Annotated in this window: 25 protein-coding genes, 3 tRNA genes and 1 riboswitch; of the genes, 15 read left to right on the forward strand and 13 right to left on the reverse strand. The window is 56.9% G+C overall.

Going from position 1 to position 25173, the window contains the following annotated elements:
- Nucleotides 1–21: 21 nt before the first annotated feature.
- The 3 genes from PY793_RS04765 to groES all read right to left on the reverse strand — a co-directional run bounded on the left by PY793_RS04765 (nucleotide 22) and on the right by groES (nucleotide 3686).
- Nucleotides 22–1422 carry an ammonium transporter gene (locus PY793_RS04765; protein ID WP_275176960.1) on the reverse strand — a complete coding sequence of 467 codons (1401 nt, stop codon included), beginning with the start codon at nucleotides 1420–1422 and terminating at the stop codon, nucleotides 22–24.
- A 277-nt stretch (nucleotides 1423–1699) separates the two neighbouring features.
- Nucleotides 1700–3340: a chaperonin GroEL gene (gene groL, locus PY793_RS04770; protein ID WP_275176961.1), complete on the reverse strand. Its 1641-nt coding sequence runs from the start codon at nucleotides 3338–3340 to the stop codon at nucleotides 1700–1702.
- Between the two features lie 52 nt (nucleotides 3341–3392).
- Nucleotides 3393–3686: a co-chaperone GroES gene (gene groES, locus PY793_RS04775; protein WP_059024221.1), complete on the reverse strand. Its 294-nt coding sequence runs from the start codon at nucleotides 3684–3686 to the stop codon at nucleotides 3393–3395.
- Between the two features lie 212 nt (nucleotides 3687–3898).
- Between groES and PY793_RS04780 the strand changes: the two genes are divergently transcribed.
- Both PY793_RS04780 and PY793_RS04785 read left to right on the forward strand, forming a co-directional pair.
- Entirely contained in the window at nucleotides 3899–4567 is a 669-nt protein-coding gene (locus PY793_RS04780) for a dienelactone hydrolase family protein (RefSeq protein ID WP_275176962.1), read from the forward strand.
- A gap of 140 nt (nucleotides 4568–4707) precedes the next feature.
- Nucleotides 4708–4911, forward strand: a complete 204-nt coding sequence (locus PY793_RS04785) for a cold-shock protein (RefSeq protein ID WP_025827469.1) — start codon at nucleotides 4708–4710, stop codon at nucleotides 4909–4911.
- 24 nt (nucleotides 4912–4935) lie between these two features.
- On the opposite strand, the gene PY793_RS04790 is transcribed toward PY793_RS04785, so the two are convergent.
- The 4 genes from PY793_RS04790 to efp form a co-directional block, all read right to left on the reverse strand.
- The gene (locus PY793_RS04790) at nucleotides 4936–7884 is read right to left on the reverse strand and encodes an ATP-dependent DNA helicase (RefSeq protein ID WP_275176963.1); all 2949 of its coding nucleotides are present in this window, start codon (nucleotides 7882–7884) and stop codon (nucleotides 4936–4938) included.
- Nucleotides 7885–7945: 61 nt separating this feature from the next.
- The gene (locus PY793_RS04795) at nucleotides 7946–8743 is read right to left on the reverse strand and encodes a class I SAM-dependent methyltransferase (protein ID WP_275176964.1); all 798 of its coding nucleotides are present in this window, start codon (nucleotides 8741–8743) and stop codon (nucleotides 7946–7948) included.
- A gap of 53 nt (nucleotides 8744–8796) precedes the next feature.
- A complete protein-coding gene (locus PY793_RS04800; RefSeq protein ID WP_275177111.1) occupies nucleotides 8797–9627 on the reverse strand; it encodes an inositol monophosphatase family protein in 831 nt (276 codons plus the stop codon).
- Nucleotides 9628–9675: 48 nt separating this feature from the next.
- The gene (efp, locus tag PY793_RS04805; RefSeq protein WP_275176965.1) at nucleotides 9676–10242 is read right to left on the reverse strand and encodes an elongation factor P; all 567 of its coding nucleotides are present in this window, start codon (nucleotides 10240–10242) and stop codon (nucleotides 9676–9678) included.
- Between the two features lie 150 nt (nucleotides 10243–10392).
- Between efp and PY793_RS04810 the strand changes: the two genes are divergently transcribed.
- Nucleotides 10393–10482, forward strand: a tRNA-Ser gene (locus PY793_RS04810).
- Between the two features lie 402 nt (nucleotides 10483–10884).
- On the opposite strand, the gene PY793_RS04815 is transcribed toward PY793_RS04810, so the two are convergent.
- A complete protein-coding gene (locus PY793_RS04815; RefSeq protein WP_275176966.1) occupies nucleotides 10885–11688 on the reverse strand; it encodes a hypothetical protein in 804 nt (267 codons plus the stop codon).
- A 280-nt stretch (nucleotides 11689–11968) separates the two neighbouring features.
- A complete protein-coding gene (locus tag PY793_RS04820) occupies nucleotides 11969–12133 on the reverse strand; it encodes a hypothetical protein (RefSeq protein ID WP_275176967.1) in 165 nt (54 codons plus the stop codon).
- 5 nt (nucleotides 12134–12138) lie between these two features.
- Here PY793_RS04820 and PY793_RS04825 point away from each other — a divergent pair, with 5 nt between their 5' ends.
- A complete protein-coding gene (locus tag PY793_RS04825; RefSeq protein WP_275176968.1) occupies nucleotides 12139–12522 on the forward strand; it encodes a hypothetical protein in 384 nt (127 codons plus the stop codon).
- A 66-nt stretch (nucleotides 12523–12588) separates the two neighbouring features.
- On the opposite strand, the gene nfsB is transcribed toward PY793_RS04825, so the two are convergent.
- Nucleotides 12589–13239 (reverse strand): oxygen-insensitive NAD(P)H nitroreductase, encoded by a 651-nt coding sequence (gene nfsB / locus PY793_RS04830; protein WP_342803912.1) that lies wholly within the window; start codon nucleotides 13237–13239, stop codon nucleotides 12589–12591.
- A gap of 189 nt (nucleotides 13240–13428) precedes the next feature.
- Entirely contained in the window at nucleotides 13429–15225 is a 1797-nt protein-coding gene (locus PY793_RS04835; RefSeq protein ID WP_275176970.1) for a sensor domain-containing diguanylate cyclase, read from the reverse strand.
- A gap of 710 nt (nucleotides 15226–15935) precedes the next feature.
- Between PY793_RS04835 and PY793_RS04840 the strand changes: the two genes are divergently transcribed.
- The 9 genes from PY793_RS04840 to PY793_RS04880 all read left to right on the forward strand — a co-directional run bounded on the left by PY793_RS04840 (nucleotide 15936) and on the right by PY793_RS04880 (nucleotide 20924).
- Nucleotides 15936–16685, forward strand: a complete 750-nt coding sequence (locus PY793_RS04840) for a LexA family transcriptional regulator (RefSeq protein WP_275176971.1) — start codon at nucleotides 15936–15938, stop codon at nucleotides 16683–16685.
- Nucleotides 16686–16856: 171 nt separating this feature from the next.
- Nucleotides 16857–16957, forward strand: a riboswitch (yybP-ykoY riboswitch).
- A gap of 87 nt (nucleotides 16958–17044) precedes the next feature.
- Entirely contained in the window at nucleotides 17045–17632 is a 588-nt protein-coding gene (locus PY793_RS04845; protein ID WP_275176972.1) for a manganese efflux pump MntP, read from the forward strand.
- Between the two features lie 150 nt (nucleotides 17633–17782).
- The gene (locus PY793_RS04850) at nucleotides 17783–19000 is read left to right on the forward strand and encodes a GTP-binding protein (protein WP_275176973.1); all 1218 of its coding nucleotides are present in this window, start codon (nucleotides 17783–17785) and stop codon (nucleotides 18998–19000) included.
- Complete coding sequence (locus PY793_RS04855) at nucleotides 18997–19332, forward strand: DUF6525 family protein (RefSeq protein WP_275176974.1); 336 nt, start codon at nucleotides 18997–18999, stop codon at nucleotides 19330–19332. The genes PY793_RS04850 and PY793_RS04855 overlap by 4 nt, the downstream gene beginning before the upstream one ends.
- Before the next feature lie 79 nt (nucleotides 19333–19411).
- Nucleotides 19412–19678: a hypothetical protein gene (locus PY793_RS04860; protein WP_275176975.1), complete on the forward strand. Its 267-nt coding sequence runs from the start codon at nucleotides 19412–19414 to the stop codon at nucleotides 19676–19678.
- Nucleotides 19679–19857: 179 nt separating this feature from the next.
- On the forward strand, nucleotides 19858–20343 hold the full coding sequence (gene gpt / locus PY793_RS04865; protein ID WP_275176976.1) for a xanthine phosphoribosyltransferase: 486 nt from the start codon (nucleotides 19858–19860) through the stop codon (nucleotides 20341–20343).
- A 58-nt stretch (nucleotides 20344–20401) separates the two neighbouring features.
- A tRNA-Pro gene (locus PY793_RS04870) sits at nucleotides 20402–20478 on the forward strand.
- A gap of 22 nt (nucleotides 20479–20500) precedes the next feature.
- Nucleotides 20501–20806, forward strand: coding sequence for an ETC complex I subunit (locus tag PY793_RS04875; RefSeq protein ID WP_275176977.1), 306 nt, complete (start codon nucleotides 20501–20503; stop codon nucleotides 20804–20806).
- A 41-nt stretch (nucleotides 20807–20847) separates the two neighbouring features.
- Nucleotides 20848–20924: transfer RNA gene (locus tag PY793_RS04880), tRNA-Arg, on the forward strand.
- A 187-nt stretch (nucleotides 20925–21111) separates the two neighbouring features.
- Here PY793_RS04880 and cysE read toward each other — a convergent pair.
- Nucleotides 21112–21912 (reverse strand): serine O-acetyltransferase, encoded by an 801-nt coding sequence (cysE, locus tag PY793_RS04885; protein ID WP_275177112.1) that lies wholly within the window; start codon nucleotides 21910–21912, stop codon nucleotides 21112–21114.
- Nucleotides 21913–21982: 70 nt separating this feature from the next.
- Entirely contained in the window at nucleotides 21983–23236 is a 1254-nt protein-coding gene (locus PY793_RS04890; RefSeq protein ID WP_275176978.1) for a UbiH/UbiF/VisC/COQ6 family ubiquinone biosynthesis hydroxylase, read from the reverse strand.
- A gap of 212 nt (nucleotides 23237–23448) precedes the next feature.
- On the opposite strand from PY793_RS04890, the gene PY793_RS04895 reads away from it, so the two are divergent.
- The gene (locus tag PY793_RS04895) at nucleotides 23449–23787 is read left to right on the forward strand and encodes a P-II family nitrogen regulator (RefSeq protein WP_086638005.1); all 339 of its coding nucleotides are present in this window, start codon (nucleotides 23449–23451) and stop codon (nucleotides 23785–23787) included.
- A 156-nt stretch (nucleotides 23788–23943) separates the two neighbouring features.
- A complete protein-coding gene (gene ispF, locus PY793_RS04900; protein ID WP_275176979.1) occupies nucleotides 23944–25098 on the forward strand; it encodes a 2-C-methyl-D-erythritol 2,4-cyclodiphosphate synthase in 1155 nt (384 codons plus the stop codon).
- The last annotated feature ends 75 nt before the right edge of the window (nucleotides 25099–25173 follow it).

Raw genomic sequence — 25173 nt, forward strand, 5'->3', positions numbered from 1 at the left:
AAAGACGGGCGGGTGAACGGATCAGTTGTTGATCCGTTCACCATGCAAGGACATATCCAGCCCTTCCAGTTCCTGATCCGCAGTGACGCGCAGACCCATGACCAGATCAATCGCCTTGAGGATGATGAAGGAGGCAAAGGCACACCATATAATGGTCACCAGCACCGCTTCGCTCTGCACAACAAGCTGGTGCAGGGAGCCCACAACACCCGAAGGATTGGCATCGGTAGCGGAAAGCGGGCCATAGGCCAGCACACCGGTCAGCAGTGCTCCAACAATACCGCCAACACCATGCACGCCAAAGGCATCCAGGCTGTCGTCATACCCCATCATGTGTTTGAGGGATGTCGCGCCCCAGTAGCAGACAACGCCTGTCACCAGACCAATGACCAGCGCGCTGCCCGGCAGCACAAAACCGGCAGCGGGGGTAATGGCGACCAGACCGCCAACAGCGCCGGAAATTACACCCAGAACAGTCGGTTTGCCCGAACGGAGCCATTCCGCCAGCATCCACGATACGCCTGCACCTGCGGCAGCAATCTGGGTTGCTGCCATAGCCATGCCTGCGCGGCCGTTGGCGCCCACAGCGGACCCTGCGTTAAAGCCGAACCAGCCAACCCACAGCAGGGCGGCACCAATAACGGCGTAAGTCAGGTTGAAGGGGGAAAGATCATCCTGCCCGTAGCCCTTGCGGCGACCCAGCACCAGAGCACAGACCAGACCGGCGACCCCGGCGTTGATATGGACAACCGTACCACCGGCAAAGTCAGCCGTACCAAGGCCAGCCAGCCAGCCGATCGGGCTCCAGACCCAGTGCGCAATGGGGGCATACACCACCAGAGACCACAGGATGGAAAACACGCACATGGCGCTGAACTTCATGCGCTCTGCATAAGCGCCCGAGATCAGCGCGGGCGTGATAATGGCAAAGGTCATCTGGAACATCATGAAGATGCTCTCAGGAATGGTCATGGTGGTGGCGTTGGGGCTATCCGCACCCAGTGTAAAGCCAACATCTGCGCCATTATGGATATGCGCGCCAATACCGTTGAGCAGCACGCGGGAGAACCCCCCGATCCATGGCGACCCGGTTGTAAAGGCAAGGGAATACCCCGCGACCATCCATACAATGGACATGATGCAACACAGGGCAAAGGACTGCATGAGTGTTGCCAGCACGTTTTTCTTACGCACCATGCCAGCATAGAACAGGGCAAGGCCGGGTATGGTCATCATCAGCACCAGTGCGGTGCTGGTGAGCATCCATGCCGTATCCCCCGTGTCTATGGGCGGGGGAGCGTCTGCGGCATAAGCCTGAGAGCAGCCAAGGGCTGCGACAAGACAGGCTGACAGAACAGCCGTGGTCTTGCGAATAACTGGACCTCTCGCCGGATTGACAGCTTGGAAGGGTCGCGCTGACATGATGATGCGTTCTCCTTAAAATACGCAGCCATTGACGCTCGCCAGATTCGTGTAAGGAGCGATGGGCCTAATCTTATTGTATCTATTCCGGAATGACCGAGGTGGCAATCCGGTTTGATACCGAATTGTTTCACAATCTGATTTATGGCTGAAAAAAGCCATAAAAAAAGGGCGTGCACACCATAATGGTCTGCACGCCCTTATGCCTGTTTGGGGGAGTGGTGGAGGGCTGGACAGGCCAGCACCTCCACCATTCCTTAAGGCTGGTCCGGGTAGCTTAGAAGTCCATGCCACCCATGCCGCCCATGTCAGGACCGCCAGAAGGGGCTGCCTTCTTTTCAGGGCGTTCTGCAACCATGGCTTCCGTGGTGATCAGCAGGCCAGCAACAGAGGCTGCATCCTGCAGAGCGGTACGGACAACCTTGGCCGGGTCAATAATACCGGCTTCAACCAGGTTCTTGTATTCGCCAGCCTGTGCGTCAAACCCGAAGTTGTAGTCAGGGTTTTCAAGCACCTTGTTGGCGACCACGGCACCATCTTCACCCGCGTTGAGGGCGATCTGGCGCAGGGGAGCCTGCAGGGCGCTGAGGATAATGCCGCCACCAACGCGCTGATCGTCATTGTGGTAGTGCAGGTTGGCAAGAGCCTTGGTTGCGCGGGCCAGAGCCGTACCACCACCGGGAACAATGCCTTCTTCAACCGCAGCGCGGGTTGCGTGCAGGGCGTCGTCCACGCGGTCCTTGCGTTCTTTCACTTCCACTTCCGTGGAGCCACCAACGCGGATTACGGCAACACCGCCAGCCAGTTTGGCCAGACGTTCCTGCAGCTTTTCGCGGTCGTAGTCAGAGGTGGTTTCCTCGATCTGCGCACGGATCTGCTTGACGCGGCCCTTGATGTCGTCGCCGTTGCCAGCACCGTCAACAATGGTCGTGTTTTCTTTGTCGATGTGAACCTTCTTGGCGGTGCCAAGCATGTTCAGCGTAACGGTTTCAAGCTTGATGCCGAGGTCTTCGCTGATAACCTGGCCACCGGTCAGGATAGCGATGTCTTCCAGCATGGCCTTGCGACGGTCGCCGAAGCCCGGAGCCTTGACAGCAGCAATCTTGAGGCCACCGCGCAGCTTGTTGACAACCAGGGTTGCCAGCGCTTCGCCATCAACATCTTCAGCAATGATCAGCAGCGGACGGCCGGACTGAACAACGGATTCCAGCAGGGGCAGGATCGGCTGAAGAGAAGAGAGCTTCTTTTCATGGATCAGGATGTAGGGATTTTCCAGATCGGCCGTCATCTTTTCCGGGTTCGTCACGAAGTACGGAGAGATGTAGCCACGGTCGAACTGCATGCCTTCAACCACGTCCAGTTCGGTCTGGAAATGCTTGGCTTCTTCAACGGTGATAACGCCTTCGGAGCCAACTTTCTGCATGGCTTCGGAGATCATCTTGCCGATTTCAACTTCACCGTTGGCAGAGATGGTGCCGACCTGTGCAGTTTCCGCCGGGGTGGTAACTTTTTTGGCGTTCTTCTTCAGCTCTTCAACAACCACGGCAACGGCTTTGTCCACACCGCGCTTGAGGTCCATCGGGTTCATGCCAGCGGCAACGGCCTTCAGGCCTTCGCGCACAATGGCCTGAGCCAGAACGGTTGCGGTGGTCGTGCCGTCACCAGCCACGTCGTTGGTCTTGGACGCGACTTCGCGCAGCATCTGTGCGCCCATGTTTTCGAACTTGTCAGCCAGTTCGATTTCCTTGGCGACGGAAACGCCGTCCTTGGTAATGCGGGGTGCGCCGAAGCTCTTGTCCAGAACAACGTTACGGCCCTTGGGGCCCAGCGTTACCTTTACGGCGTCAGCCAGAATGTCCACACCGCGCAGCATGCGCTGGCGTGCGTCTGCACCAAACTTTACGTCTTTGGCAGCCATTGAATTTCTCCTGTGAGGATCTTGAGTGGGTAAACGGTCGGATCAGTGCGGATCAGGCTGCGACAATGCCCAGAATGTCGCTTTCCTTCATGATCAGCAGCTCTTCGCCGTCGATCTTCACTTCCGTGCCGGACCACTTGCCGAACAGAACGCGGTCACCGGCCTTGACATCAAGCGCCACAACCTGACCCTGTTCATTGCGGGCACCCGCGCCAACAGCGACCACTTCGCCTTCCATGGGCTTTTCCTTGGCCGTGTCGGGGATAATAATGCCACCGGCGGTTTTCTGTTCGCCTTCAAGGCGCCGTACAACTACCCGGTCGTGTAAGGGACGAAACTTCGTCATTATGGATCACTCCACATTCATTTGCTGTGATGACGCCCTTTGTCAGAAAGCAGCGCCACCCGTTTGAACCGCGCGTAACATAACGCCGCGTCGCGTTAGCACTCCATCATCAGGAGTGCCAAGGCAGAAAGTAGGTACGCCCCATGGGTGAGTCAAGGAATGGGGTAAAGTTTCTTTTTGTTTTAACGTCATTCCAGACAAGGAGATTGAACATGGGACAGAAACGCACGTTGGAAGCCGCCGATGGCCACCAGTTTGCCGCGTGGGAGACCGGGCGTGGCGCACATCCGTACGCGCTGGTGGTGCTACAGGAAATTTTTGGCGTAAATCACCATATCCGCACGGTATGCGAGCGGTTTGCCCAGGCGGGTTTTCACGTTATCGCTCCTGCCCTGTTTGACCGCGCACAACGTGGGGTGGAACTGGAATACACAACAGATGGTGCCCAAAAAGGCCTTGCCCTGCGTGCGCAGATACCCACCGCCAAAACCCTGCTGGATGTCCAGGCCGCAGCCCGTGCGCTGAAGGCGCGCAAGGTCGGGGTGATCGGGTATTGCTGGGGCGGCACCCTGGCGTGGGATGCCGCTACAGGCACGGATGATTTTGCTGCGGCCGTAAGCTGGTATGGTGGGGGTATAGCTGCCCACAGGGAGGAGACTCCACGCTGCCCCGTGCAATTACATTTTGGTGAGCGGGATACGAGTATTCCCCATACCGATATCGCCGCAATCCGTTCCTCTCAGCCCAACCTCGAACTTTATGTTTATGACAATGCGGAACACGGTTTTGGCTGTGAGGAACGGGCATCTTACAATGCGCAGGCCTTTGTACAGGCACAGGAACGCAGCCTTGTCTTCCTCAAAAGCAGGCTCAATCCGTAAGGTGTCCGGGCAAAAGGAATTGGGGTGCAGGCTGAATTGTGATTGACAAGCGCCCCCGGTCATGGGGGAGAATGTCATTTCTCCTCGCGGCGCGTCGTGTGCAGGAGGAGTAACTGGCCGAAATAAGGATGACTTCGCTCATGTCGACAGGTACCGTTAAATGGTTCAACGCCACCAAAGGGTTTGGTTTTATTGCCCCCGATGATGGAGGGAAAGACGTGTTTGTGCATATTACCGCTGTACAGGCAGCCGGTCTGCGCGCGTTGAATGATGGACAGAAACTGTCCTACGACATGGTGGAGGAGCGCGGTAAGCAGGCGGCCACCAACCTTAAGCCGCTCTAATCAGGCGGTCTGGGAGCGGGCTGGTCAGTTTTGTCCGGCCTGTTCCGCCAGAAAAGCGGTGATCTGGCGTGCCGTTTGCGCAAGCCCACACCGCTCGACGGCGACCCCATCAGGGAAGGCGCTTAAAAGCCTCGTAGGTGTACGCCGGTCCAGCAGGACAAAAACCCCTCGGTCTGACTGTCGGCGAATCAGCCGTCCAAAGGCCTGCCGCAGCCTGAGTCGGGCAATGCGGTCATCAAACCCTTTCGGGTCTCCTCCGGATAAATGAATCCGCCGCTCACGGTGCAGAATATCTGGCCGGGGCCATGGTACGCGCTCAAATACAACCAGACGCAGGGCATTGCCCGGAACGTCCACTCCATCGCGCATGGCGTCCGTGCCTAACAGGCAGGCATGTTCCTCGGTCCGGAAAATATCAACCAGCGTATTGTTGTCCATTGCATCCACATGCTGGGCGTAAATGGGCAGGCCCTCTTCTTCCAACGTAGGGGCGATACGGTCATACACGCCGCGCAGGCGGGATATGGCGGTAAACAGACCAAGCCCCCCCCCGCCAGAGGACTGGAAAAGGGTACGAAACGCCGCAGACAAATCCACAAGACTGCTGTTGTCCACGTCTGTTACAATAAAGGCGCGGGTCTGACGGGTATAATCAAACGGGCTGGCCAGACTGGCCCGCAGGGCCGGGGAGGGGAAATGATTGGCCCCGGTACGGGCTTCGGCGGCTTCCCATGCGGTTTCGGCCTCGTCACTTTCTTTTCCGCCGCCCTGCTGGTCACGCAGGGTGGCGGAGGTCATGAGCATGCCTTGCGCAGGCATGGCCATAATGCCTGCAAAGGGAATGGTCGGGTCCAGCCAGTGGCGGTAAAGCCCCACGTCCTGCTCGTTCATGCGTTGTTTGTCGCGCCGTTCAAGGCGGATGAAGTGGATATGCGCAGGTGTGCTGCCTGGCTCTGGCGGCTGGTCCAGTGCTGCAAGCATGGTCATCCATGCATCCAGCCGGGATATGGCGCGGCGGCGCAGGGCGCGGGTCATGGCTTCTATGCGACCACGGGTTGTCGCGTCCAGCGTGTCTGCATCTTCTTCCAGCCGGGCTTGCAGGCGTTCGCTCAGGGTGCGCAGGGGCTCCACAATTCGGCTGAGCGCGCGTGCCAGTTGCTGGCCTGCCTCGGCCATGTCGGGTACAAGCGGGTGCAGGTCGCACTCCATGGCTGTGTGGATGGACTGCTTGCCCCCCTCGGCCGAGCGGGCCATGGCCTGCTGACGCAACAGGCGTAAAAAGGCTTCTGTAGGGTTTTCCATAACCGGCTGGTCTACCGCAGGTTCGGGCGGGAACGGGGTATTCAGTTCCGTGGGTTCTGGTGGTGGTGTGTTCGCCGCCTCTGGCGCCAGACGCGTGGACCAGCCCGGCGCAGGCAGGGCCGTGGCGGCCAGCAGGGCGGCATCCAGCGGGTTTTCAAGCTTCGGATGGCCAACAACCAGATCATCCAGTCTGCGCTTGAGCCCCCTTGCGCGTGAGCGTCGGCCTTCCGCCCCCAGTAGCCAGCGCCGCAGTTCGGCTGTTTCCAGCCCCGACAGTTCGGCAGAAAAAGCGCTGTCTGCCGCATCGGCCAGATGGTGCCCTTCGTCAAACACATAGCGTGTGGGAATGTTGCCCTGTTCGCCTGCTTCGTCATCATCACTCATCCCAGCCTGAGCGTAGGCAGCCTGTGTCATGACCAGCGCATGGTTGGCAATGACCAGTGCGGCATCATGCGCGCGGCGGATGGAGTGTTCAACAAAGCAGCGCTGATAATGCGGGCAGGCTCCGTGTATGCATTCCCCTCTGCGGTCAGCCACACCGGCAAGGTTGCCGTGGCCGAACAGGTCTCCAAACCAGCCGGGCAGATCCCCGCCAAACAGGTCTCCATCTGCTGTGGTCAGGGCCCAGCGTGCAAGCATGCACAGGGCAATGGTAATGCCTGCGGGGCGGGAGGCTGCGGAGTTGACGGCTTCCTCCATGTTCAGCAGGCACAGGTAGTTTTCACGCCCTTTGCGCAGCACCACCTTCTGGCGGTGTGTTGCGGGTTCGGGGTAAAGGCGTTTTGTTTCCTGCTCGATCTGGCGTTGCAGGTGGCGTGTGTAGGTGCTCAGCCACACCGCGCCATCGTTACGTTCCGCCCACAGGCTGGCTGGGGCTATGTAACCCAGTGTTTTGCCGGTGCCTGTTCCGGCTTCGGCCAGTACAATGGCCGGGTCGCCGCGCATGGTGCGTGGGGTAAATGCCTCGGTTGAGACACTGGCAAAATCCGCCTGCCCGGACCGGACCTCTGCATCGCTTCCCAGAATGTTGACCAGCCGCTCCCGCGCTTCCGCCGGGCTGATGGGGTGGGAGGCGGGGGGAGGGCGTTGTGCGCTTTCCTCCCATTTGGGCAGGTGCCGCCATACACGCAGGGCGTCTGTGGGCTGCATGGCATCTTCCGCCAGCCTGCCGTTGTTGGTCATGCGGCTGTGCAGGCCTATGGTTTCCGCCACAGTACCGGTCCATATCCAGCCAGCCTGCCCGAGCCGGACGGTCAGGGCTGCCAGAAGGTCAATCTGCCCGGTTCTGGCCTGCCGTGCCAGTTCACCCAGCAGGATGGATAAAAGGTTGGGCAGTACGTCCGCCTCTGCCTGCTCAATACTCTGTGCGTCCAGCCCAAGGGCCAGCGCAAGGCCGCGCGGGGTTGGGGCTACGGGGCGGGCTGGATATACAAATGTGAAAAGTTCCAGCAGGTCCAGCCAGGGGGACGGCTGGCCCGTGGGAGGGAGGTCCAGTTTGCGGGCCAGTGCCGGGGCATGCACTACCAGCGGGGCTGGCATGGCATGCAGTCGTTCGCGCACTTCGCCAGCACTCAGGCTGAGCAGTTCTCCATCCTCTGTCAGGAGCGAAAACCGTCCCTGATGGGGAATAAGGGCCGGGGCTTCGTGGGCTGAAGGAAAGGATGGCTGCATGGTTTACTTTACATGAGCGATTCCTGCGGCAAATGCCAGAGCCGAGCGGCAATGATGTAGGTCAGGAACTCTTGCGCTGGAAAATGACCGAGTGGGCTGGTGTAAGGCTCTTTATGGTTTTGTGCATGACAAAACCGTAGCGTTCAAAAATCAGGCAGAGGTTGTGATGATTGAAAAACTGCAAATGTTCAGGGGGACAAATATCCGTCCATGATGGAAGGTCCTGTGGCACGGCGGGGTGTCCCGCATCCGGTGCAGAGATATAGACAAAACCATTGGGGCGGGTAATTGCGGCCAGTGTCTGCATAAACGCGTCTGGTCCGGCAACATGTTCCAGCACTTCGGAGCTGAATACAAAGTCAAATGTCAGGTTGCGCTGGCGGAAAGCGTCTGAATCTTCACAGTAGAATGTGGCCTGGGGGAAGTGGCGCTTTGCGTAGGCAATGCTGTTCTGGCTAATGTCCAGACCCGTTACACGCGCGCCCAGCCGACTGAATGCTTCGGCCATAAAACCACCACCACACCCAAAATCCAGAACATTCTTGCGCCACACATAGGGCAGGAACGGGAGGCTCCTCCACACTGCGCGCCAGCGGCGGCTGAAGGCTTTGGGGTAAAAATCGGCTGATGCACCGCGATACGCTGTTTCGTAAAACGCACGGAGTGTGGCGGCATCCGGATAGGGATGAACGAACAGAAAATCACAGTCGGGGCAGCGGAACAGGTCGTAGCCATTTTTGCTGAATGCAAAAGCGGCTCCCTGTGCGCGGCAGAGTGGGCATTCTGTTGGGGTATGGGGGGATGCCAAACCGGGTTCTGGACCAGCCGAGATTGTGTGAGGAGGTAAATGCGTAGTCATGCAGTGCTACTCTCCCCAGTTCAGGCGTGGCCCAGAGGCTGGTCGGCGGGGTGTTATTCCGGGTTTTTCAGACTGTCGGCAACAATTTCGAGCAGCTTGCCGTGCATGTTGCCATTGCCTGCGACAATCATGATATCATCAGGCAGGTCATCGAGTTCCGTGCCATCAGGGGCTGTAACCTGACCACCCGCTTCACGCACGATCAGAATACCTGCGGCACAGTCCCACGGCTTGATGCCGAATTCCCAATACCCTTCGTAACGGCCTGCCGCGACCCATGCGAGGTCCAGCGAGGCCGCACCAAAGCGGCGCACACCGGCCACGCGGGGCATAAGGTTGCCCAGCACGCGGGCAAAGGGCAGGCGCTGGCGGGCAGGAACCTTGGCAAAGGGAATACCCGTGGCAAAGAGGGATTCGGGCATATCCCGCCGGGCAGACACACGAATGCGCCGCTCGTTCAGGTATGCGCCACTCCCTTTTTCGGCCCAGAACATTTCACCTGCTGCGGGGTTGTAGATCAGAGCCGCAGCCAGTTCCACCTTGCCATCGGGCAGACGGCGCTGGAGGCCAATGGAAATGGCCCAGTGCGGAATGCCGTGCAGGAAGTTGGAGGTGCCGTCGAGCGGGTCAACAATCCAGCGCCATGTCCAGTTATCACTGCCTGATTCCCCGGATTCTTCCATAAGGAAGGCATAACCCGGACGGGCACGTTCCAGTTCTTCACGCAGGGTCTGTTCTGCACGGAGGTCTGCCTGGGAAACGAAGTCACCCGGCCCCTTGATGCTTACCTGAAGCTGCTCGACTTCGTTAAAATCGCGCAGGAGACGCTTGGCCGCCTTCTGGGCTGCGGTTTGCATCACCATCATGACGGGGGAGAGACGCATGGCCACTGTAATTAAGTCCTGACTCTGGAGAGAAAAAAACTGAAAAAATCAGTCCTTGGCGCGTTCGACGTAAGACCCGTCTTCCGTGCGGACCACAATGCGTTCACCCGCTTCGATAAACGGCGGGACCATGGTTTTTACACCATTGGACAGCATGGCAGGCTTGTAGGAGGAACTGGCAGTCTGGCCTTTGACAACCGGATCAGCTTCAACCACTTCCAGCGTGACATGCGGGGGCAGGTCAATGCCAACCGGGTCTCCTTCAACCAGATGCAGGTTGATGGTCATGTTATCCTGAATGAAGGGAGCTTGATCGCCCAGCAGGGCGGAAGGAACAGAAAGCTGTTCAAAGGTTTCGGGGTCCATCAGAACCAGCAGTTCGCCATCTGTATAGGAATACAGATATTCGCGGTCTTCGGTCATCAGACGTTCGACCGTATCTGCCGTGCGCCAGCGCTCGTTGGTTTTGTTGCCGGTCTTGAGATCGCGCATTTCAACCTGAATGAATGCACCACCCTTACCCGGGGTAATGATCTGCTGTTTTAAAACCGTCCAGCGACGGCCATCATGCTCAATCACCTGACCGGCACGGATCAGGTTTGCCTGCTGTTTCATACTTGGTTCCTGAGAGGAATGGCTATTCTGTCTGGGGCTTGTACAGTTCCATGGCGGGAAGGGCAAGCGCTACGCGGAGAACTCCCCCGCTTTGTCACGCTGGACAGAACCGCTGTATCCTGTTTATAAGGCTGCCACCTGAACAGGTAAGGAAGGGTGGCCGAGCGGTTTAAGGCACCGGTCTTGAAAACCGGCGTGCGTGAGAGCGTACCGTGGGTTCGAATCCCACCCCTTCCGCCAATTCTCATTCTCCGGCATAGCGGTCAATCCAGTGTCGATTCTTCAGGGCAATCGTAAATAACGCGGTCAAGGCTCAAGAGTATTGCGCCTCTGTCAACATCCCATCCCATGCAACGGAAAACAGTTAACTTTCTGGCTTTACTGCCCGGACGGGACCATTACCCGCCTGTCGTTGCTCTGTAGCCAGACAACCGCGCCGCATGCATTTGCGGTGCTGGAACTCCCCGTTACCGTCCCATGACCGCTGACGCTGCCATGGTCCCCATTTATGCCCGAGAACGCGGCAGATCATGCTTGTTGCAAACCATCTCATAAGTTTTTCTTAATCGGTTTTGTCGGGGAAAGTCCAGAGAGGCTGTTTTTCCACCCCCTGCCTGTTTTGTGTGTCAGCCTGCGCCGTGGTTATTGCCCGCTCAGGAGCGGGCTCATCTGCTCCACGGCGTCAAGGGCATTTTGTGTGGCCTTGAGGTCGGTATCGGCGGGAGTATCTGTGTTCTTAAAATGGTGCCTGCTGTCTGGAAGAAGTGCTTTAATCTGTGCGGCCAGTCCCCGCACCGATTGTGCAAAATCCTGATTTTCCGAATTTTTTGTGTCTGTTACGTTTGCAGGTGAAGGTGCAGCTTGTGCGCTATCAGTTGCGGTGCTGTTCTGGCCTGTATCTGCATCGGTTTGTTGTGTTTGTGTGGCAGGGGCGCCCTGAGTACCGGACGTGCCCTGTGGGGTTGCCAGCAGGGCATTGCCTATGGCTGCATTGCTGCCACCACTTTGCGTATATTGGGCAACGGCTGCGGCAAGCTGCTGTGCGAGCTGTGCCAGAGCCTGCGCCAGTGCTTTAGGCGACATTAAAGCTTTGAACTGCATAAGCTGGCGCATCTGCGCCTTGAGAATATTGACCTTTTCCTCTGCCTGTTCTTTGGCGGAGGCATGGCCTGATTTGGCAAGCTGATCCAGTCTGCCCAGCGCCAACTGCGCAGAGGCCAGATACGCGCTGGTCGCAGAAGATGTATTTGCCAAAAAATCAATGCCAGCCTGAGATAATGTTATTTGTACAGATTTTTCTGTGTCCGGCAGCTTCGCCGTGGTGGCGCTGCCACTGTCTGCGGCGGGAGCGGACGCTGCATTGTTTGTGCTGAATGCCGTATTGTAGGACCCGGCTGCGTGGGAGAGGCCCATATGAGCTGGTTGGGCCGTGTTAAGTGTTGTCATGGAAGGATCCTGCTATACGTCAGTATCTGACAGGATGAGCGGCAGGTATTACTGAAAAGTTAAAAATGTTGGACAAAGTTTGCAGGAAGTAACCGGGTGCTGAAGTGTTATGGCGCTCTGGCACCCTGTAATGCCCCGAAAAACCCCGTTCTGGAATACAGCGGTGTAGGGAAAAGCCTCCATAACCTCGTCTGGAAGAATTGCTCCTTACATCTGCGCGTAGCTGCGTGCTTACTCATTCCGGATAGGAACAATCAGCCTGCCGGGAGGAAAAAGTGGCTCAGGTGCCAGCAGAGGAGACATGTTGCCCACGGCCAAGGCCGTAACCAGCACCAACAGTTACGCCAGTTTTATACGCCAGAAGATCCTGCCGGTTAGGCAGGTCATGGACGGGTATGGTAACATCGGCAGCCATATGCCCATGGGGCAGGAATATGGAAGGCACGGACCATGCGTAAACAGCTTATAAGTCTTGTTCTGGGCGGTGTGCTTGCCGTGTGCTCGGTTCCTGCCATGGCGCAGGATAATGAGGAGGACGGGGACTTTAAGGCGTTGATGCAGAAGACAACCAATAACGCTAATGGAATCTGTATAGATTACCTCAACTCCGAGCATGAAGATTACTCAGGCGACAAAATGAGTGAGTCCCGCCCGCCAGATGAGGTTACAAAAGGCCTGTCCAAAGCCATAAGGGACGAATGTCAGAAACACCCCAAGGAGCGGGTGGGCAAGGCTGTTACCGATGTCAAAACAGCCTATGCGCATGAACTTGCGCAAATTATTAAAAAAATGAAAATCAATGATGACCCGATCAACACCAGCGGCGGGTCCTAATCCATCATATCTGTGGAAAAAATCCTCTCCTGCTCAAGATGATTCAGGTGCAGGAGAGGGAGGGCGTCAGATATGCGAGAAGATGGCTTCCTCGGGTAGGCGGGATTTGGGGAGCTTGGCATTGAAGTCAGCATCCGAGTGGTAGCCAAGAGCCACAATAACGGCTGGTGACAGGCCTTTTTCCTCCAGTTCCAGTTCCTTGCTCAGAAGAGCTGCATCAAAACCTTCCATGGGGGTGGCATCCACGCCAAGAAGAGCAGCAGACAGAAGCAGAAAACCTTGTGCAATATAGGTCTGTTTTTGTGTCCATGTGGGTACGTCACCTGCCTGTTCATGCAGCCCCACAAACCCCAACCGCCCTTTATGCGTTAGCGCGCGGGCATCTGCATCGATATAGCGGCCATCAGCCTGTTCCTGATCTGCGAGGGTTTGCAGGTATTCGGGCGGCAGCGTGTTGCGAGCACTCAGCACAATGACGTGTGATGCGTCCATGACACGAGGTGTATTAACGGCAAAGATGCTGCTGGTGGATTTGGCAATCCGGGCCTTGCCCTCGTCCGTGTCGGCCACAAAAAAGTGCCATGGCTGGGAATTGACGGAGGAGGGGCTGTAACGCAGGGCTTCCAGCAGTTGTGCTATGACAGGAGCAGGTATTTTGCGCTCCCTGTCATACGCCTTGGTTGCATGACGGTGCTTGAGAGTATGCAGAAGGTCCATGAACTTTGTCCTATGTTTCTCGTTACTGCGCATGGCACGTCTCCTGACGTGGCAGCCGGTGCTACATTGCGTAGGACGCTTTGGCGCGTCAGGCGATATCTTGTTCCGGCCTAGAATGGGTCGGATCGGGCGCGAGATCAAGAGAGGGGCAGGGGGTGTATTCCGGCGTTGTCGCGTATGCGGTGGGTATCAGCCGACAATAATACGGTCCCGTCCGTTTTTTTTGGCCTGATAAAGAGCCGCGTCAGCCTTGCGGATAATGGCGGTCGTTTCCGTTGGTAAGGATTTGTCCCATGTGGTTACACCGAACGACATGCTGACTTTGCCCAAAGCGCGGCCACTGTAATGTAATTCCAGCCGGGACAGGTTCGACCGCAGGTTTTCCACCCGCTGGATGAGCGCGTTCAACGGGTGATAGGTTGTGATGATCAGGAATTCCTCTCCACCAAACCGGCATACAATGTCGTTGCTTCTGAAGGAGTTCTGGATTTCATTGGCAATGGTGCGCAGGACCATGTCCCCCGCGTCATGCCCGAATTCATCGTTAACGCGTTTGAAATGGTCAATATCGGCCATAATCAGGCTCAGTGTCGTGTTGTTCCTGCTGGCTGCGGCAATTTCGGTGTTCAGGGCTTCTTCCATATAGCGACGGTTGAACAGGCCTGTCAGCGGGTCATGGATTGTTTGTTCAAGCAGGTCTTTTTGCAGGTTCTGGTTAACCAGCGCAGAGGCAATGTTTTCCACCAGTGCAACAAGACGGAAGCGGTTTTCTTCCGCCACATGGCTTTGCAGGTACAAAAGCCCCACAACCTCGCCACTCGCAAACAGGGGTTCGCAATGGTAGATGCTGACATCGCTATCGACATGCTGGCAGGTCACGTCTCCGCCAGGAGAGTTGACGGAGTGACTCTGCCCCAGCCGCAGCGCCCAGCACGACGAAGGGTGCAGGCCATCACGGCCAACGGGTGTACGGCTACCCCAGTGTGCAATGCGTTCAAGCTGGTTGGTGATATGGTTATGTGTGTACAGCGCACCAGGTATGCCGGGTAGTACGCGGGGCACAAAAGCGCCGATAATGGCAGAAAGCTCGCTGCTGGTGCGGGCAGCCTGAAGGCGGTGCGCCATTTCGCCCAGCAGTTCCATGGCTTTGTTGTTGCGTTTGAGTTCGGCATTGGCCTGGAGCAGCTTATAGTCGCTGGCTTCCTGGGCCTGCATGGCGGCGTCCAGCCGTTCGGCCATGGTGTTGTAGCCATGGGCCAGCATATCAAACTCCGTACAGCCCATCTGATCGTCCACACGGACGGTGCGGTTACCATTCCCGAAATCGGACATGGCGCGCGTAATCTGGCTGACGGAACGGCGCATGCCATTGAGCACAAAATACAGAAGGCTGTTTACCAGCAGAACAATAATCAGACATCCGCCAATGACCAGCTTCCTGTTCCATGTCGCGTGCGCTCTGGCCGTGGCTTCCCGCGCAATGAGCAGTTCTTGTTCTGTCTGTAGGATTTCATTGGCTTTTTGGGCAATAATGGCCATGTTTATACGCCCTTGTCCGACGATAACCCGTGACCGGGCCTCATCAAACCGGCCCTGACGGGCCAGTGCGATCTGTTTGCTCAGGGTATCCAGCCGCTCATTGGTGGCAACTTGCAGGCTTTGTGCCCGTTCATGCTGTATGGGGTTATCCTGCACCAGTTGTTCAAGCATGTTGACATTGGCGAGGGCCGAGGCAATGCGGTCGTCAAAATCCTTGGCGAAGGAAGGGTCTGTGGTGAGCAGATAGCCGCGTTCTTCGGCCTGGGATTCTCGCAGGTCAGACAGGGTTTCGGAGACTACTTCGGTAATTTTCTGCCTGTGGGCATTCCATTCAAAGCTGGAGATCATGTTGTCGGAGGCGGAGAGCAGCAGCAAGGAAAGGCAGATCAGATTAGCGCTGACGATGAAGCCGACAAAGATGATCCGAGATGCAAGGGAATGGAGCAAAATAATCTCTTTTATTCTAAGATTCCACGCAAAGTATAGAAGATGTTAGGTTTTTTCAATTACGTTTTGATAACTTTGTGGGAGTATTATGCGATTATACACCATGATTTTTTTCATTATTTTAGATTGGAAAAAAGCCCATGTGTATGGATGTATGTTGTGCCGGTATCTGTGCACGAAGGCATGGAGGGGTAAAAGCGGTCTGACGCCGGGTGGCGGGGCGTCCCATGGGAGCCACCATGACAATCCACAGTGCATTTATTGGGGCCATACAACACGTATACAGACAGAAAACCCATCTGTATGAAACCGGCTCCGCTCCCAAACCTCGCAAAGGGTTCTACCCTGAATGGAGGTGGTTTCCATTTCCATAAGATCCAGACTGACTGATCGTGGCGCTAACAGGGGCGGGTTTCTTCCCCATATAACGGGGTAGTGTAGCGAGAGATTTAAACCACTTACGAAGTTTGGCGTTAATATCCTCTGCGTGCATCCCTGATGGCTTTTGTGCCATAAGTGGACTCCCTGAGCTTTGAGGTCGGTTGCCCCCCGGCCTCTTTTTTTCGTCCAACCGCGTCTGTTATGAACGGAGGAACTAACGTGAAAATAGCGACACACCGAATTACGTCAATCGTTTTCGGTTGGTGCCCACGTCTTTTCAGTGGATATCTTGTGGATAAACACTGGAAAGCGTCAGAAAACTCCCAAAAATGAGCATGAAAAACACCGAAATCGGTGATTTTCCAGAAGCAGATCGCAAGTGGGAAGAGCTTTCGCGCTTTTCGCGCCTGAAGCAGGCTGTAAAGAATGCCGGAGGGCTGGCTTATGTCGCCGTGGCGGCAAACGTCGGTACAACCACTCTTAGCGGTTACATGAACGGAAGAGAGTGGAAAATCGGGATCGCGGAACAGATCGCACAGGCGTGCGATGTGGACCTGCAATGGCTGCTGTTTGGCGATCAGCCCAATTCATGCAGTAACGCAGTGGCATGCAGGCAGAAAACACCCACAGAACTCATGCATATCCCCGGCTATGATGTGGAATTATCAGTCGGGCATGGTGTTTCGTCAGTATATGCTGAAGAAAGTATATCTTTCCAAATAAGCACATCTCTTTTGCCAGATCATCTTAAAGCCAGATCACGCAGGTTGGTCAGCTTTACCGTGCGTGGTGATAGTATGGAGCCTGTTATTTTTTCTGGTGACAGCGTTGTTTTCGATCTGATGGATAAAGATATTTTTACAGGTGGTGTCTATGCTTTAAGAGTTGGCAACCAGCTTCTGGTAAAAAGGCTTTCTCTTCGTGCAAATGGCAATTTATTGGTTATGAGCGATAATCCGCGTTATCCCACCGATGAGATCAACGCGCAGGAAGCACAGCAAATGACCCGAGATGGCAGTTATCCCGTCAGGATTGTGGGTCGTGTTGTGTGGCGTAGTGGCGGGTTATTCACAGAGTAGGGGGGGAGGAGTTCAAAAAACTGCTGGAAAGAGATCAGGGCGCATGACTGCGCAGACCAGTTGTTGACCCTTATATTATCCACAGATTCTGAGGATGCTTGCGTGGGTAAGCCTGTGGATGAAAAGCGGATAAACACAGGGTTGCAATCCTGCGCAGCACTTGGTAGGCATCGCGCAGTCCTTGGGGAGTAGTTACCCTCAGTTTTGAGGGGCCTTCATCAACATACTTGGCTTTAGGGCCATGGTGGAGGCAGCGTTTTGCAAAAAACGCCAGGCAAGACCAACGGCGGAGGGAGTCCCAGTTGTGGCCGGGGGATTTCTGTCTGCTGTTTGTGTTTCCTGCGGCCCGTGGACTTCTCATGACTGGTTTTTTCACGCTGGGTGTTCTGGGGCTCAGCCTGTCGGTAGATGCCTTTGCCGCGGCAGTTGGTAAAGGGGCAAGCCAGCAGAACGCCCGTTTGAATGACGCCGTGCGCATAGGTGCGGTCTTTGGTTTTTTTGAAGCCATAACACCAGTCATCGGCTGGGTTCTGGGGTTGGCGCTCAGCACATGGATTGCAGCGGTTGACCACTGGATCGCCTTTGGCCTGCTGCTGGCCATTGGCGGTAATATGATCCGCCTTGCCGTGCGGGGGAAAGAGCAGACCCAGCCAGAACAGGTTGTGGATCAGGCGTCGCCGCGGCGTGGGGTGCTCGGTCTGGTCACAACCGCACTGGCCACCAGCATTGATGCAACGGCTGTGGGGGTTAGTCTGGGTGTCATGCAGGTGAATATTCTGTCCGCCTGTCTGGTTATTGGCGGTGTTACAACCGTTGTGGCTACAATGGGGGTGATTATTGGCCGACATGCCAGCGTGTGGATTGGCCGTTACGCAGAAATTCTGGGCGGGTGCGCGCTGATCGGCATAGGCTGTTCCATTCTTTATACGCATCTCAGCGCGCCATAAAGCGGGTATGGGCGGAGTGGGGCATGGGTGCATGGCCTGCTCTGGGGCTGCTTTGCCTGCGGAGTGGCGCTTTAATTTCAGGTCATAATTGTTATGTTATATTATAACGTATATACCGGAGGGAGTGTGCTGCAACAATAAGGTTCTCCCATGTCCGCCAGACTGCCTGTTACCGTTTTGTCCGGTTTTCTTGGTGCCGGAAAAACAACCTTGCTCAATTACATTCTGAATAACCGCACAGGCCGCAAGGTCGCGGTCATTGTGAATGACATGAGCGATGTGAACATAGACGCCGATCTGGTGCGCGGTGGGAGCAACCTCTCCCGCACGGACGAAAAACTGGTGGAAATGAGCAACGGCTGCATCTGCTGCACCTTGCGTGATGACCTGTTGCAGGAGGTGCGCAGGCTGGCCGAAGATGGGCGGTTTGATTACCTTCTGGTGGAATCAACCGGTATTGCGGAACCCCTGCCCATTGCCGCCACGTTTGAGTTCCGCGACGAAGCCGGAGCCAGTCTGGCGGACATAGCCCGGCTGGATACCATGGTAAGCGTTGTGGATGCGGTTAACCTTCTGAAGGATTACGGCTCAACCGATTTTCTCAAGGATCGGGGAGAAATCGCGGGGGAGGACGATGAGCGCGCCCTTGTTTCCCTGCTGGTGGAGCAGATTGAATTTGCGGATGTTGTTGTGCTCAACAAGGTTTCCAGCGCCACGCCTGAACAGCGTGTAGCCGCCCGCCAGATTATCATGAGCCTGAACCCTGATGCCGATCTTGTAGAAACAGACAATTCCGTGGTGCCATTGGACAGGGTTTTGAATACGCACCGATTTGATTACGAAAAAGCTCACAAAAACCCATTATGGTACAAAGAGCTTTACGGGTTTGCAGACCATGCTCCCGAAACGGATGAATACGGTATCCGCAGTTTTGTTTTTAGGGCGCGCCGTCCGTTTGTTCCCGAAAAATTCAAGGCTTTTATAGATCATGCCTGGCAGGGCGTTGTGCGCGGCAAGGGGTATTTCTGGCTGGCGACCAGACCCATGTGGGTGGGTGAGCTGGGACAGGCTGGTGCGCTGGTGCAAACGCAGGCTGCCGGGCACTGGTGGGTTGCCATTCCCCCCGAACATTGGCCGGAAGATACGGAATGGCAGGATATGCTGGTTTCCCGGTGGGACCGGCTTTATGGCGACCGCAGACAGGAAATGGTGTTTATCGGCACGGATGATATGGATGAGGCTGCCATTCGCGCCGCATTGGAAGCCTGTCTTGTGCCAGATACCGGACAAACTCTTTTTGATGCAAGTGAGTTTGCAAATCTGCCAGACCGGTTCCCTGCGTGGCAGATGGAGCCCGCAGCGCAATGACCCGCGCGCCAGCCTTCGGCAACGAACGTACCCTGCGCCATGAGGTCTGGCGCAGGTATGATGGAAACGACTGGCAGGCATTCGATGCCCTGCCTCCCAGCATACGCCAGCGCGTAACCCGGCATAGTTATGATGCATGGTCCGTGAATGTGCTGATCCTCTGGCGGCATTACAAACGGAGTTATGGCCGTACGGTACGGGCAGAAAAAGCACTCATCCGCTATCTGGATTATTGCGAACGGCTGGAACGTGATGTGTTTGCCGCACGATATGGAGAGCAGTATGGCATGCCGCTTCCCCATATGGCGGCTGAGGGTACTGTACAAAGGTAATGGTATGCCCGTGCAGGCTGCGCATTATCGCTTTTGTCCGAGCATGCATCCATGATAGAACAAATTGGGAACGTATTGCATGTGGGAGGCTAGCATGGCGGTGGCGGAGCGGATCGTGTTTCAGCCATTTGTATGGCAAGGGGCGGTGTTGCGGGCGGGAGTGCCTGTTGTGTGCCCGAATGTGGAAGATGCGCGCAGGCGTGTAGATAAAATCCGGGCTGGTATCCTGCATGTTGCCGGTGCCGTTGTTGTGCGTATGGATGTGGATGAAGACGTAGGCGATTACGGGGAACCCGAATATCTGGAACGGATTGGTGATACCCCCGGCGGGGAGAATGAAGACTGATCACCCCACAGTAGCCGCTGCGGTCTGCCAGTCTGTTGGCCCCGGTTTTGATCTGGCCTGACAGATGGGTGATTGCGGGTGCGCAACACTCTGTAGGAACTGGCGTATCTTCCTGCTAGACAGGGCGCATGAAGGTGGGGGAACCCGGCCTGCGGCGTGATTGTTAAAGGATGGTGTTTATGGCGGTGCATTATGCCACGGTAACATGGGAGCAACTGCATAGGGATGCACGGGCACTGGCGGCGGCCCTTATGCCCAGAATGCCCTTTAAAGGTATTGTCGCGGTTACCCGTGGCGGGTTGATCCCCGCAGCCATTGCAGCCCGGGAACTGGGCTGCCGGTTGATCGAGACCATTTCCGTCGTGACTTATGACGAAGAAGAAAAAGGTCAGCCCCAGATTATCAAGGCACCAGTGGCCGCAGGGGATGGAGAAGGGTTCCTGATTATTGATGATCTGGTCGATTCCGGCGTGACCGCGCGCTTTGTGCGCGAATATCTGCCCAAAGCCTATTTTGCCTGCCTGTACGCCAAACCTGCCGGTAAGCCCTTGACCGACCTGTTCATTACGGAAGTTCCACAGGAGACATGGGTTCTTTTCCCGTGGGATACGGCTCCGTTGTTCGTGCCGCCACTGGTCAGCAACAAAAAAGAGTGTGTGGAGTAATTTTTTTAGCGCAACAGGGTTGCCAGTTTATGATTAGACGCCTAGTTTCCCGCTTGTTCGGGGCGTGGCGCAGCCTGGTAGCGCGCGTGTTTTGGGTACACGAGGCCCCCGGTTCGAGTCCGGGCGCCCCGACCATAAATAAAGCGGGAGGCACATAATGCCAGCGCGTATTTATCAGCAGTCCAAACCGGCTGCTCAGTCCGGTCTGGCAGGCACCCGTAAATGGGTGTTTGAATACGGTCAGGGTGCTCCGCGTCAGCAGGACGCCCTTATGGGGTGGACCGGCAGCACGGATACCCGTTCCCAGCTCCGCCTTCTGTTTGACAGCCGTGAGGCGGCCGAGGCTTACGCCCGGCATGAGCAAATTGCTTATGAGGTCGAGCAGCCAGTGCAGCGGCATCGTCGTCCCAAGGTTTATGCTGACAATTTTGGCTATAACCGGGTTCAGAACTGGACACACTGATTTTTGGCCTCCATTCCCTTTATGCGGGAAGGAGGCTTTTCGCGCCCTTAGCTCAGTCGGATAGAGCAACAGCCTTCTAAGCTGTGGGTCATTGGTTCGAATCCAATAGGGCGCGCCAGTTTTTAATCCGTAAAATTCTGTCAGGGTGGAGGATCACGCTCCGCTCTTTTTTTGTGCCTGCTCTGCGCCGGACTGTCTGGTGCCGCACTGTACCGCGGGGCTGGGTAAACCGTCGTGCCAATAGTGGGCTGGGCAAGGCGTATGGGGGCAGAACACCGTAGCGCGCGCCCCCGTGCTCCGGATGGTCAGATAATGTAGTCAATAGGGGGGAGTGTCTGGTCCATGTTCAGGGCGGGCATGCCTTTGTGGCGTACACCGACCTTGCGGGCAGGGTTGCCCACCACAGTGGTAAAAGGGGGAACGGGCTCCAGTACAATAGAGCCTGCGCCAATTTTGGCCCCCTCGCCAATTTCAATATTGCCAAGCACTTTGGCGCCAGCGCCAATCAGCACGCCCCGGCGGACCTTGGGGTGGCGGTCCCCGCAATGTTTGCCTGTGCCACCAAGGGTAACATTTTGCAAAATGGAAACATCGTCTTCAATAATGGATGTTTCTCCCACCACAATGCCGGTGCCGTGGTCAAACAGAATGCGGCGGCCAAGCTGTGCGGCGGGATGAATATCCACCCCGAACAGTTCCGATGCGCGGCTTTGCAGGTGCAGGGCCAGATGCCGCCGTTCGGATAGCCAGAGCCAGCGTGCTACGCGGTAGGTCTGTACCGCGTGGTAGCCTTTGAAGAACAGGAACGGGGTTACAAAGTCCGGGCAGGCCGGGTCCCGCTCCCGAATGGCCAGCAGGTCGGCGGCGCCTGCGCACACCAGATCGGGTTCGGCGTCAAAGCCTTCCTCCACCAGCTCGGAGAGTGCATCGGCGGCCACAGAGCGGTCTCCCAGTTTGCGACCAATCAGGGCTGCCAGAGCCGAGGCAAAGCTGGAATGGCTCCGTACGCCGGTTGCCAGCAGGCCGCGTACCAGCGGGTCATGGCAGCTGCATGCTTCCTGCGTCATCTGCTGCCACAGGATGGTCAGCTGTGACGCACACATCATGCTGCTTTCTTCAAAATGACTGGAACTGACTGAGGCAACGTTACCGTCCTGCATTCCGGCTACTCCGCAATTACAAACCCATGGCGTGCTTTACAAAGGCTTTCCGCAGGGGAGGAAAGCGATGCACACCCGCAATACCCAGATCGCGCGCCAGACGGAGGACCGGGTTATTGTTACTGAACAGCCTGTCCAGCGCATCTGTTGCGGCCAGCATGAGCATATTGGCCGGGCGGCACAAGGCCTGATAGCGTGCAAGCACTGCGGGCGCGCCGGGGTCCTTGCCCTGTGCGTGTATGTCCAGCAGTAGCGGGCTAAGGTGAATGACGTCCCGGTACCCAAGGTTAAGCCCCTGACCCGCAATGGGATGAATCCCGTGTGCGGCGTCCCCCACCAGCAGTAGCCGTGTATCTGTATAACGTGCGGCATACTGGGCGGAAAGCGGGTAAGTCCAGCGGCGACCTACGGGTGTTACGCGGCCAAGGCGGGTATTACCCATGCGGCGTTCCACCTGCCGGGCAAAGGCGTCATCGGGCAGGGCGGCAAAGCGTTCGGCTATGCCGTCCTTGTCGCTCCATACAATGGCGGACATGTAAGGATGTTCGTCCGTGCCTGTCATGGGGAGCTGCGCAAACGGGCCTGCGGGCAGGAAGTGTTCCAGCGCGCTGTTGTCATGCGGGAACTCATGGGCAATGGCGCACACAATGGCGGTCTGCCCGTAAGGCAGGCGGGTCAGGGGGATGCCAGCTTCGGAGCGCAGGCGGCTGCGGCGACCATCGGCAGCTACTATCAGGCGGGCATTAAAGCTGCGGCCATCCAGCAGTTGCACATGCGCACTTTGCGCCGTGCGGGTAATTTTTGCTTCCGCAGGGGCCAGAACGGTCACGCCCGGTGTGGTGTTCAGGCATTTGTTCAGCGCCACGCGCAGGGCGCGGGCTTCCACCATCCAGCCAAAAGGCTGTGAGGCATCTTCCCGCGTGAATTCGAGAAAAAGAGAGGATGCGGGCTCACCCGGCCTGCCGTCGGTTACCAGAATTTCCTCAATCGGGCAGGAAGCGGCGGGGAGCAGATCCCATACCCCGGCACTTTCCAGAAACTCCTTGGGGCCTGCGGCAATGGCGTAGGCCCGTCCGTCCAGATCGGGGTGTTCCATGGGGAGCAGGGCCGCCTTGTCCACTACGACCACCTGCATGCCGCCACGTGCCAGACGGCACGCAAGGGCGGCGCCAACAGGCCCCGCGCCGATAATGCACACATCCACATCCGCCACATGCGGGTGGTGGATGCTGGCGTGTTCTGCCGTGGCGTCGGGGGAGATTGGGCTCATGCGGTTTTTCCTTAACATTCACACATCTGGCAGGCGGCAAACCCGGAAAGCCGCACAGGCTGTTGCGGATCATGCCTCTTCTATGCGCCCTCCATTGCGACAAAACCAGCCGTCTTGCCTTGAGGTGCATCAAAGCTCTTGGCAATTGGTGTTTAACTGTGCCAATATCGTAACGTCATGGAAATGTTTTGCAGCAGGGAGTTGCAGGCAGTATGAAGCTGATTACCGCCATTATAAAGCCCTTTAAACTCGATGATGTCCGTGAAGCGCTTGCGCCGCTGGGTGTTCAGGGGATTACTGTCTCGGAAGTCAAGGGGTTTGGTCGCCAGAAAGGGCAGACGGAAATTTACCGTGGAGCTGAATACCGGATCAGCTTCCTGCCCAAGATCAAGGTGGAAGTCGCTGTGAGCGATGCCCTGCTTGATCAGGTTCTGGAAGCGATTCTGGATGCAGCGCATACGGGCAAGATCGGGGATGGCAAAATTTTTGTCAGTGACCTTGCCCGTGTCATCCGCATCCGCACGCGTGAGACGGGGGATGCCGCTCTTTAAGGGGCAGACCGGTCTGGTGGCAGGGTGGGTTTGGCAACCCCGGGTCTGGGTGCCTGCCCTTGCGGCCATCAGGGTGGCAACCCCGCATGTGGGGGCTGCCTCTCTTTCCCATTTTCAGACTTGACGAGGCAAGGGTGTGGCCTCATTGCTTCGGACATGCGAGTAGCTGCCATTCTACTGGCTGCCGGTACAGGCAGCCGCTATGCCGCCACCACGGGGTGCGCCACGCCCAAGCAGTACGTGCTGCTTGCAGGCCAGCCCGTTATCCGACATGCCGCAGAGGCTCTTCTGCCGCATGTCTCCTCTATTCAGCCGGTGGGGGACCCTTCCTCCCTGAGTGATGCGCTGCAGGGGTTGGCTGTTCTGCCACCTGTGCAGGGTGGGCAAACCCGGCAGGCCAGCGTGCGCGCCGGGCTGGAGGCGCTGGACGCCCTGCCGCCGGAGCAGAAGCCCGATCTGGTTCTGGTGCATGATGGCGCGCGCCCTTATGTAACCGGGCAACTGGTAGCCGATGTTGTGGCGGCTCTGGCGGAGCATCCGGGGGCCATTCCCGCTGTGCCGGTCGCTGATACGCTCAAGCGCGAAAAAGATGGCGTGATTGATGGCACCGTTTCGCGGGAGCATCTGTTCCGTGCGCAGACACCTCAGGGCTTCCGCTTTGGCCTGTTTTTGGACCTGCACCGCGCAGCCGCCTCGCTTAACGCCACGGATGACGCCAGACTGCTTGAAGAGTCCGGGTTTAGCGTGGCGCTTGTGCCAGGTGATGAAGACAATATCAAACTGACATACGAGGCTGATCTGGTGCGTCTTGAAAGGCTGATTGGCCCCACATTGCTGCCGCGTGTGGGGCTTGGGTACGATGTTCATGCCTTTGAGGCAGGGCGTCCGCTGATCATGTGCGGGATTACCATCCCCCACACACATGGTCTTGCCGGTCATTCCGATGCTGATGTGGGTATCCATGCATTGTGTGACGCCATTTATGGCGCGCTGGCCGAAGGTGATATCGGCAGGCATTTCCCTCCCAGCCAGAACGAGTGGAAGGATGCGGATAGCGCGCGCTTCCTTATCCATGCCGGTCAGCGTATTCGCGAGCGGGGGGGCATGCTGGTCAATGCCGACCTGACCCTGATTTGCGAACGCCCCAAAATTGGCCCTCATGCGCAGGCCATGCGTGAACGCCTTGCCGCATTGCTGGAAGTGGATGTGGACCGTATTTCGGTCAAGGCCACAACGTCTGAACGGCTGGGCTTTACCGGGCGGGAAGAAGGCATTGCCTGTGCGGCTACGGTCAGCGTTCTGGTACCGTAAAGCCCTGCTGTGTAGCGAGAGCGAAAAAACATTGCACAGGGGCGCGTGGACCGGTATTTCTGCCTAATTCGTAGG

The sequence above is a fragment of the Acetobacter fabarum genome (genome assembly GCF_029069195.1).
GTDB classification, from domain to species: Bacteria; Pseudomonadota; Alphaproteobacteria; order Acetobacterales; family Acetobacteraceae; genus Acetobacter; species Acetobacter fabarum_A.

What these genes read in the sequence shown, in the direction of transcription:
- PY793_RS04795 (WP_275176964.1), bottom strand. Translation starts at nt 8,743, where the DNA reads ATGACTACGCATTTACCTCCTCACACAATCTCGGCTGGTCCAGAACCC.
- PY793_RS04845 (WP_275176972.1), top strand. Translation starts at nt 17,045, where the DNA reads ATGACTGGTTTTTTCACGCTGGGTGTTCTGGGGCTCAGCCTGTCGGTA.
- PY793_RS04825 (WP_275176968.1), top strand. Translation starts at nt 12,139, where the DNA reads ATGCGTAAACAGCTTATAAGTCTTGTTCTGGGCGGTGTGCTTGCCGTG.
- PY793_RS04785 (WP_025827469.1), top strand. Translation starts at nt 4,708, where the DNA reads ATGTCGACAGGTACCGTTAAATGGTTCAACGCCACCAAAGGGTTTGGT.
- PY793_RS04850 (WP_275176973.1), top strand. Translation starts at nt 17,783, where the DNA reads ATGTCCGCCAGACTGCCTGTTACCGTTTTGTCCGGTTTTCTTGGTGCC.
- nfsB (WP_342803912.1), bottom strand. Translation starts at nt 13,239, where the DNA reads ATGGACCTTCTGCATACTCTCAAGCACCGTCATGCAACCAAGGCGTAT.
- efp (WP_275176965.1), bottom strand. Translation starts at nt 10,242, where the DNA reads ATGAAACAGCAGGCAAACCTGATCCGTGCCGGTCAGGTGATTGAGCAT.
- PY793_RS04840 (WP_275176971.1), top strand. Translation starts at nt 15,936, where the DNA reads ATGAGCATGAAAAACACCGAAATCGGTGATTTTCCAGAAGCAGATCGC.
- PY793_RS04780 (WP_275176962.1), top strand. Translation starts at nt 3,899, where the DNA reads ATGGGACAGAAACGCACGTTGGAAGCCGCCGATGGCCACCAGTTTGCC.
- groES (WP_059024221.1), bottom strand. Translation starts at nt 3,686, where the DNA reads ATGACGAAGTTTCGTCCCTTACACGACCGGGTAGTTGTACGGCGCCTT.
- PY793_RS04855 (WP_275176974.1), top strand. Translation starts at nt 18,997, where the DNA reads ATGACCCGCGCGCCAGCCTTCGGCAACGAACGTACCCTGCGCCATGAG.
- PY793_RS04765 (WP_275176960.1), bottom strand. Translation starts at nt 1,422, where the DNA reads ATGTCAGCGCGACCCTTCCAAGCTGTCAATCCGGCGAGAGGTCCAGTT.
- PY793_RS04890 (WP_275176978.1), bottom strand. Translation starts at nt 23,236, where the DNA reads ATGAGCCCAATCTCCCCCGACGCCACGGCAGAACACGCCAGCATCCAC.
- PY793_RS04790 (WP_275176963.1), bottom strand. Translation starts at nt 7,884, where the DNA reads ATGCAGCCATCCTTTCCTTCAGCCCACGAAGCCCCGGCCCTTATTCCC.
- PY793_RS04895 (WP_086638005.1), top strand. Translation starts at nt 23,449, where the DNA reads ATGAAGCTGATTACCGCCATTATAAAGCCCTTTAAACTCGATGATGTC.
- groL (WP_275176961.1), bottom strand. Translation starts at nt 3,340, where the DNA reads ATGGCTGCCAAAGACGTAAAGTTTGGTGCAGACGCACGCCAGCGCATG.
- PY793_RS04815 (WP_275176966.1), bottom strand. Translation starts at nt 11,688, where the DNA reads ATGACAACACTTAACACGGCCCAACCAGCTCATATGGGCCTCTCCCAC.
- ispF (WP_275176979.1), top strand. Translation starts at nt 23,944, where the DNA reads ATGCGAGTAGCTGCCATTCTACTGGCTGCCGGTACAGGCAGCCGCTAT.
- PY793_RS04875 (WP_275176977.1), top strand. Translation starts at nt 20,501, where the DNA reads ATGCCAGCGCGTATTTATCAGCAGTCCAAACCGGCTGCTCAGTCCGGT.
- PY793_RS04860 (WP_275176975.1), top strand. Translation starts at nt 19,412, where the DNA reads ATGTGGGAGGCTAGCATGGCGGTGGCGGAGCGGATCGTGTTTCAGCCA.
- PY793_RS04800 (WP_275177111.1), bottom strand. Translation starts at nt 9,627, where the DNA reads ATGCGTCTCTCCCCCGTCATGATGGTGATGCAAACCGCAGCCCAGAAG.
- gpt (WP_275176976.1), top strand. Translation starts at nt 19,858, where the DNA reads ATGGCGGTGCATTATGCCACGGTAACATGGGAGCAACTGCATAGGGAT.
- cysE (WP_275177112.1), bottom strand. Translation starts at nt 21,912, where the DNA reads ATGATGTGTGCGTCACAGCTGACCATCCTGTGGCAGCAGATGACGCAG.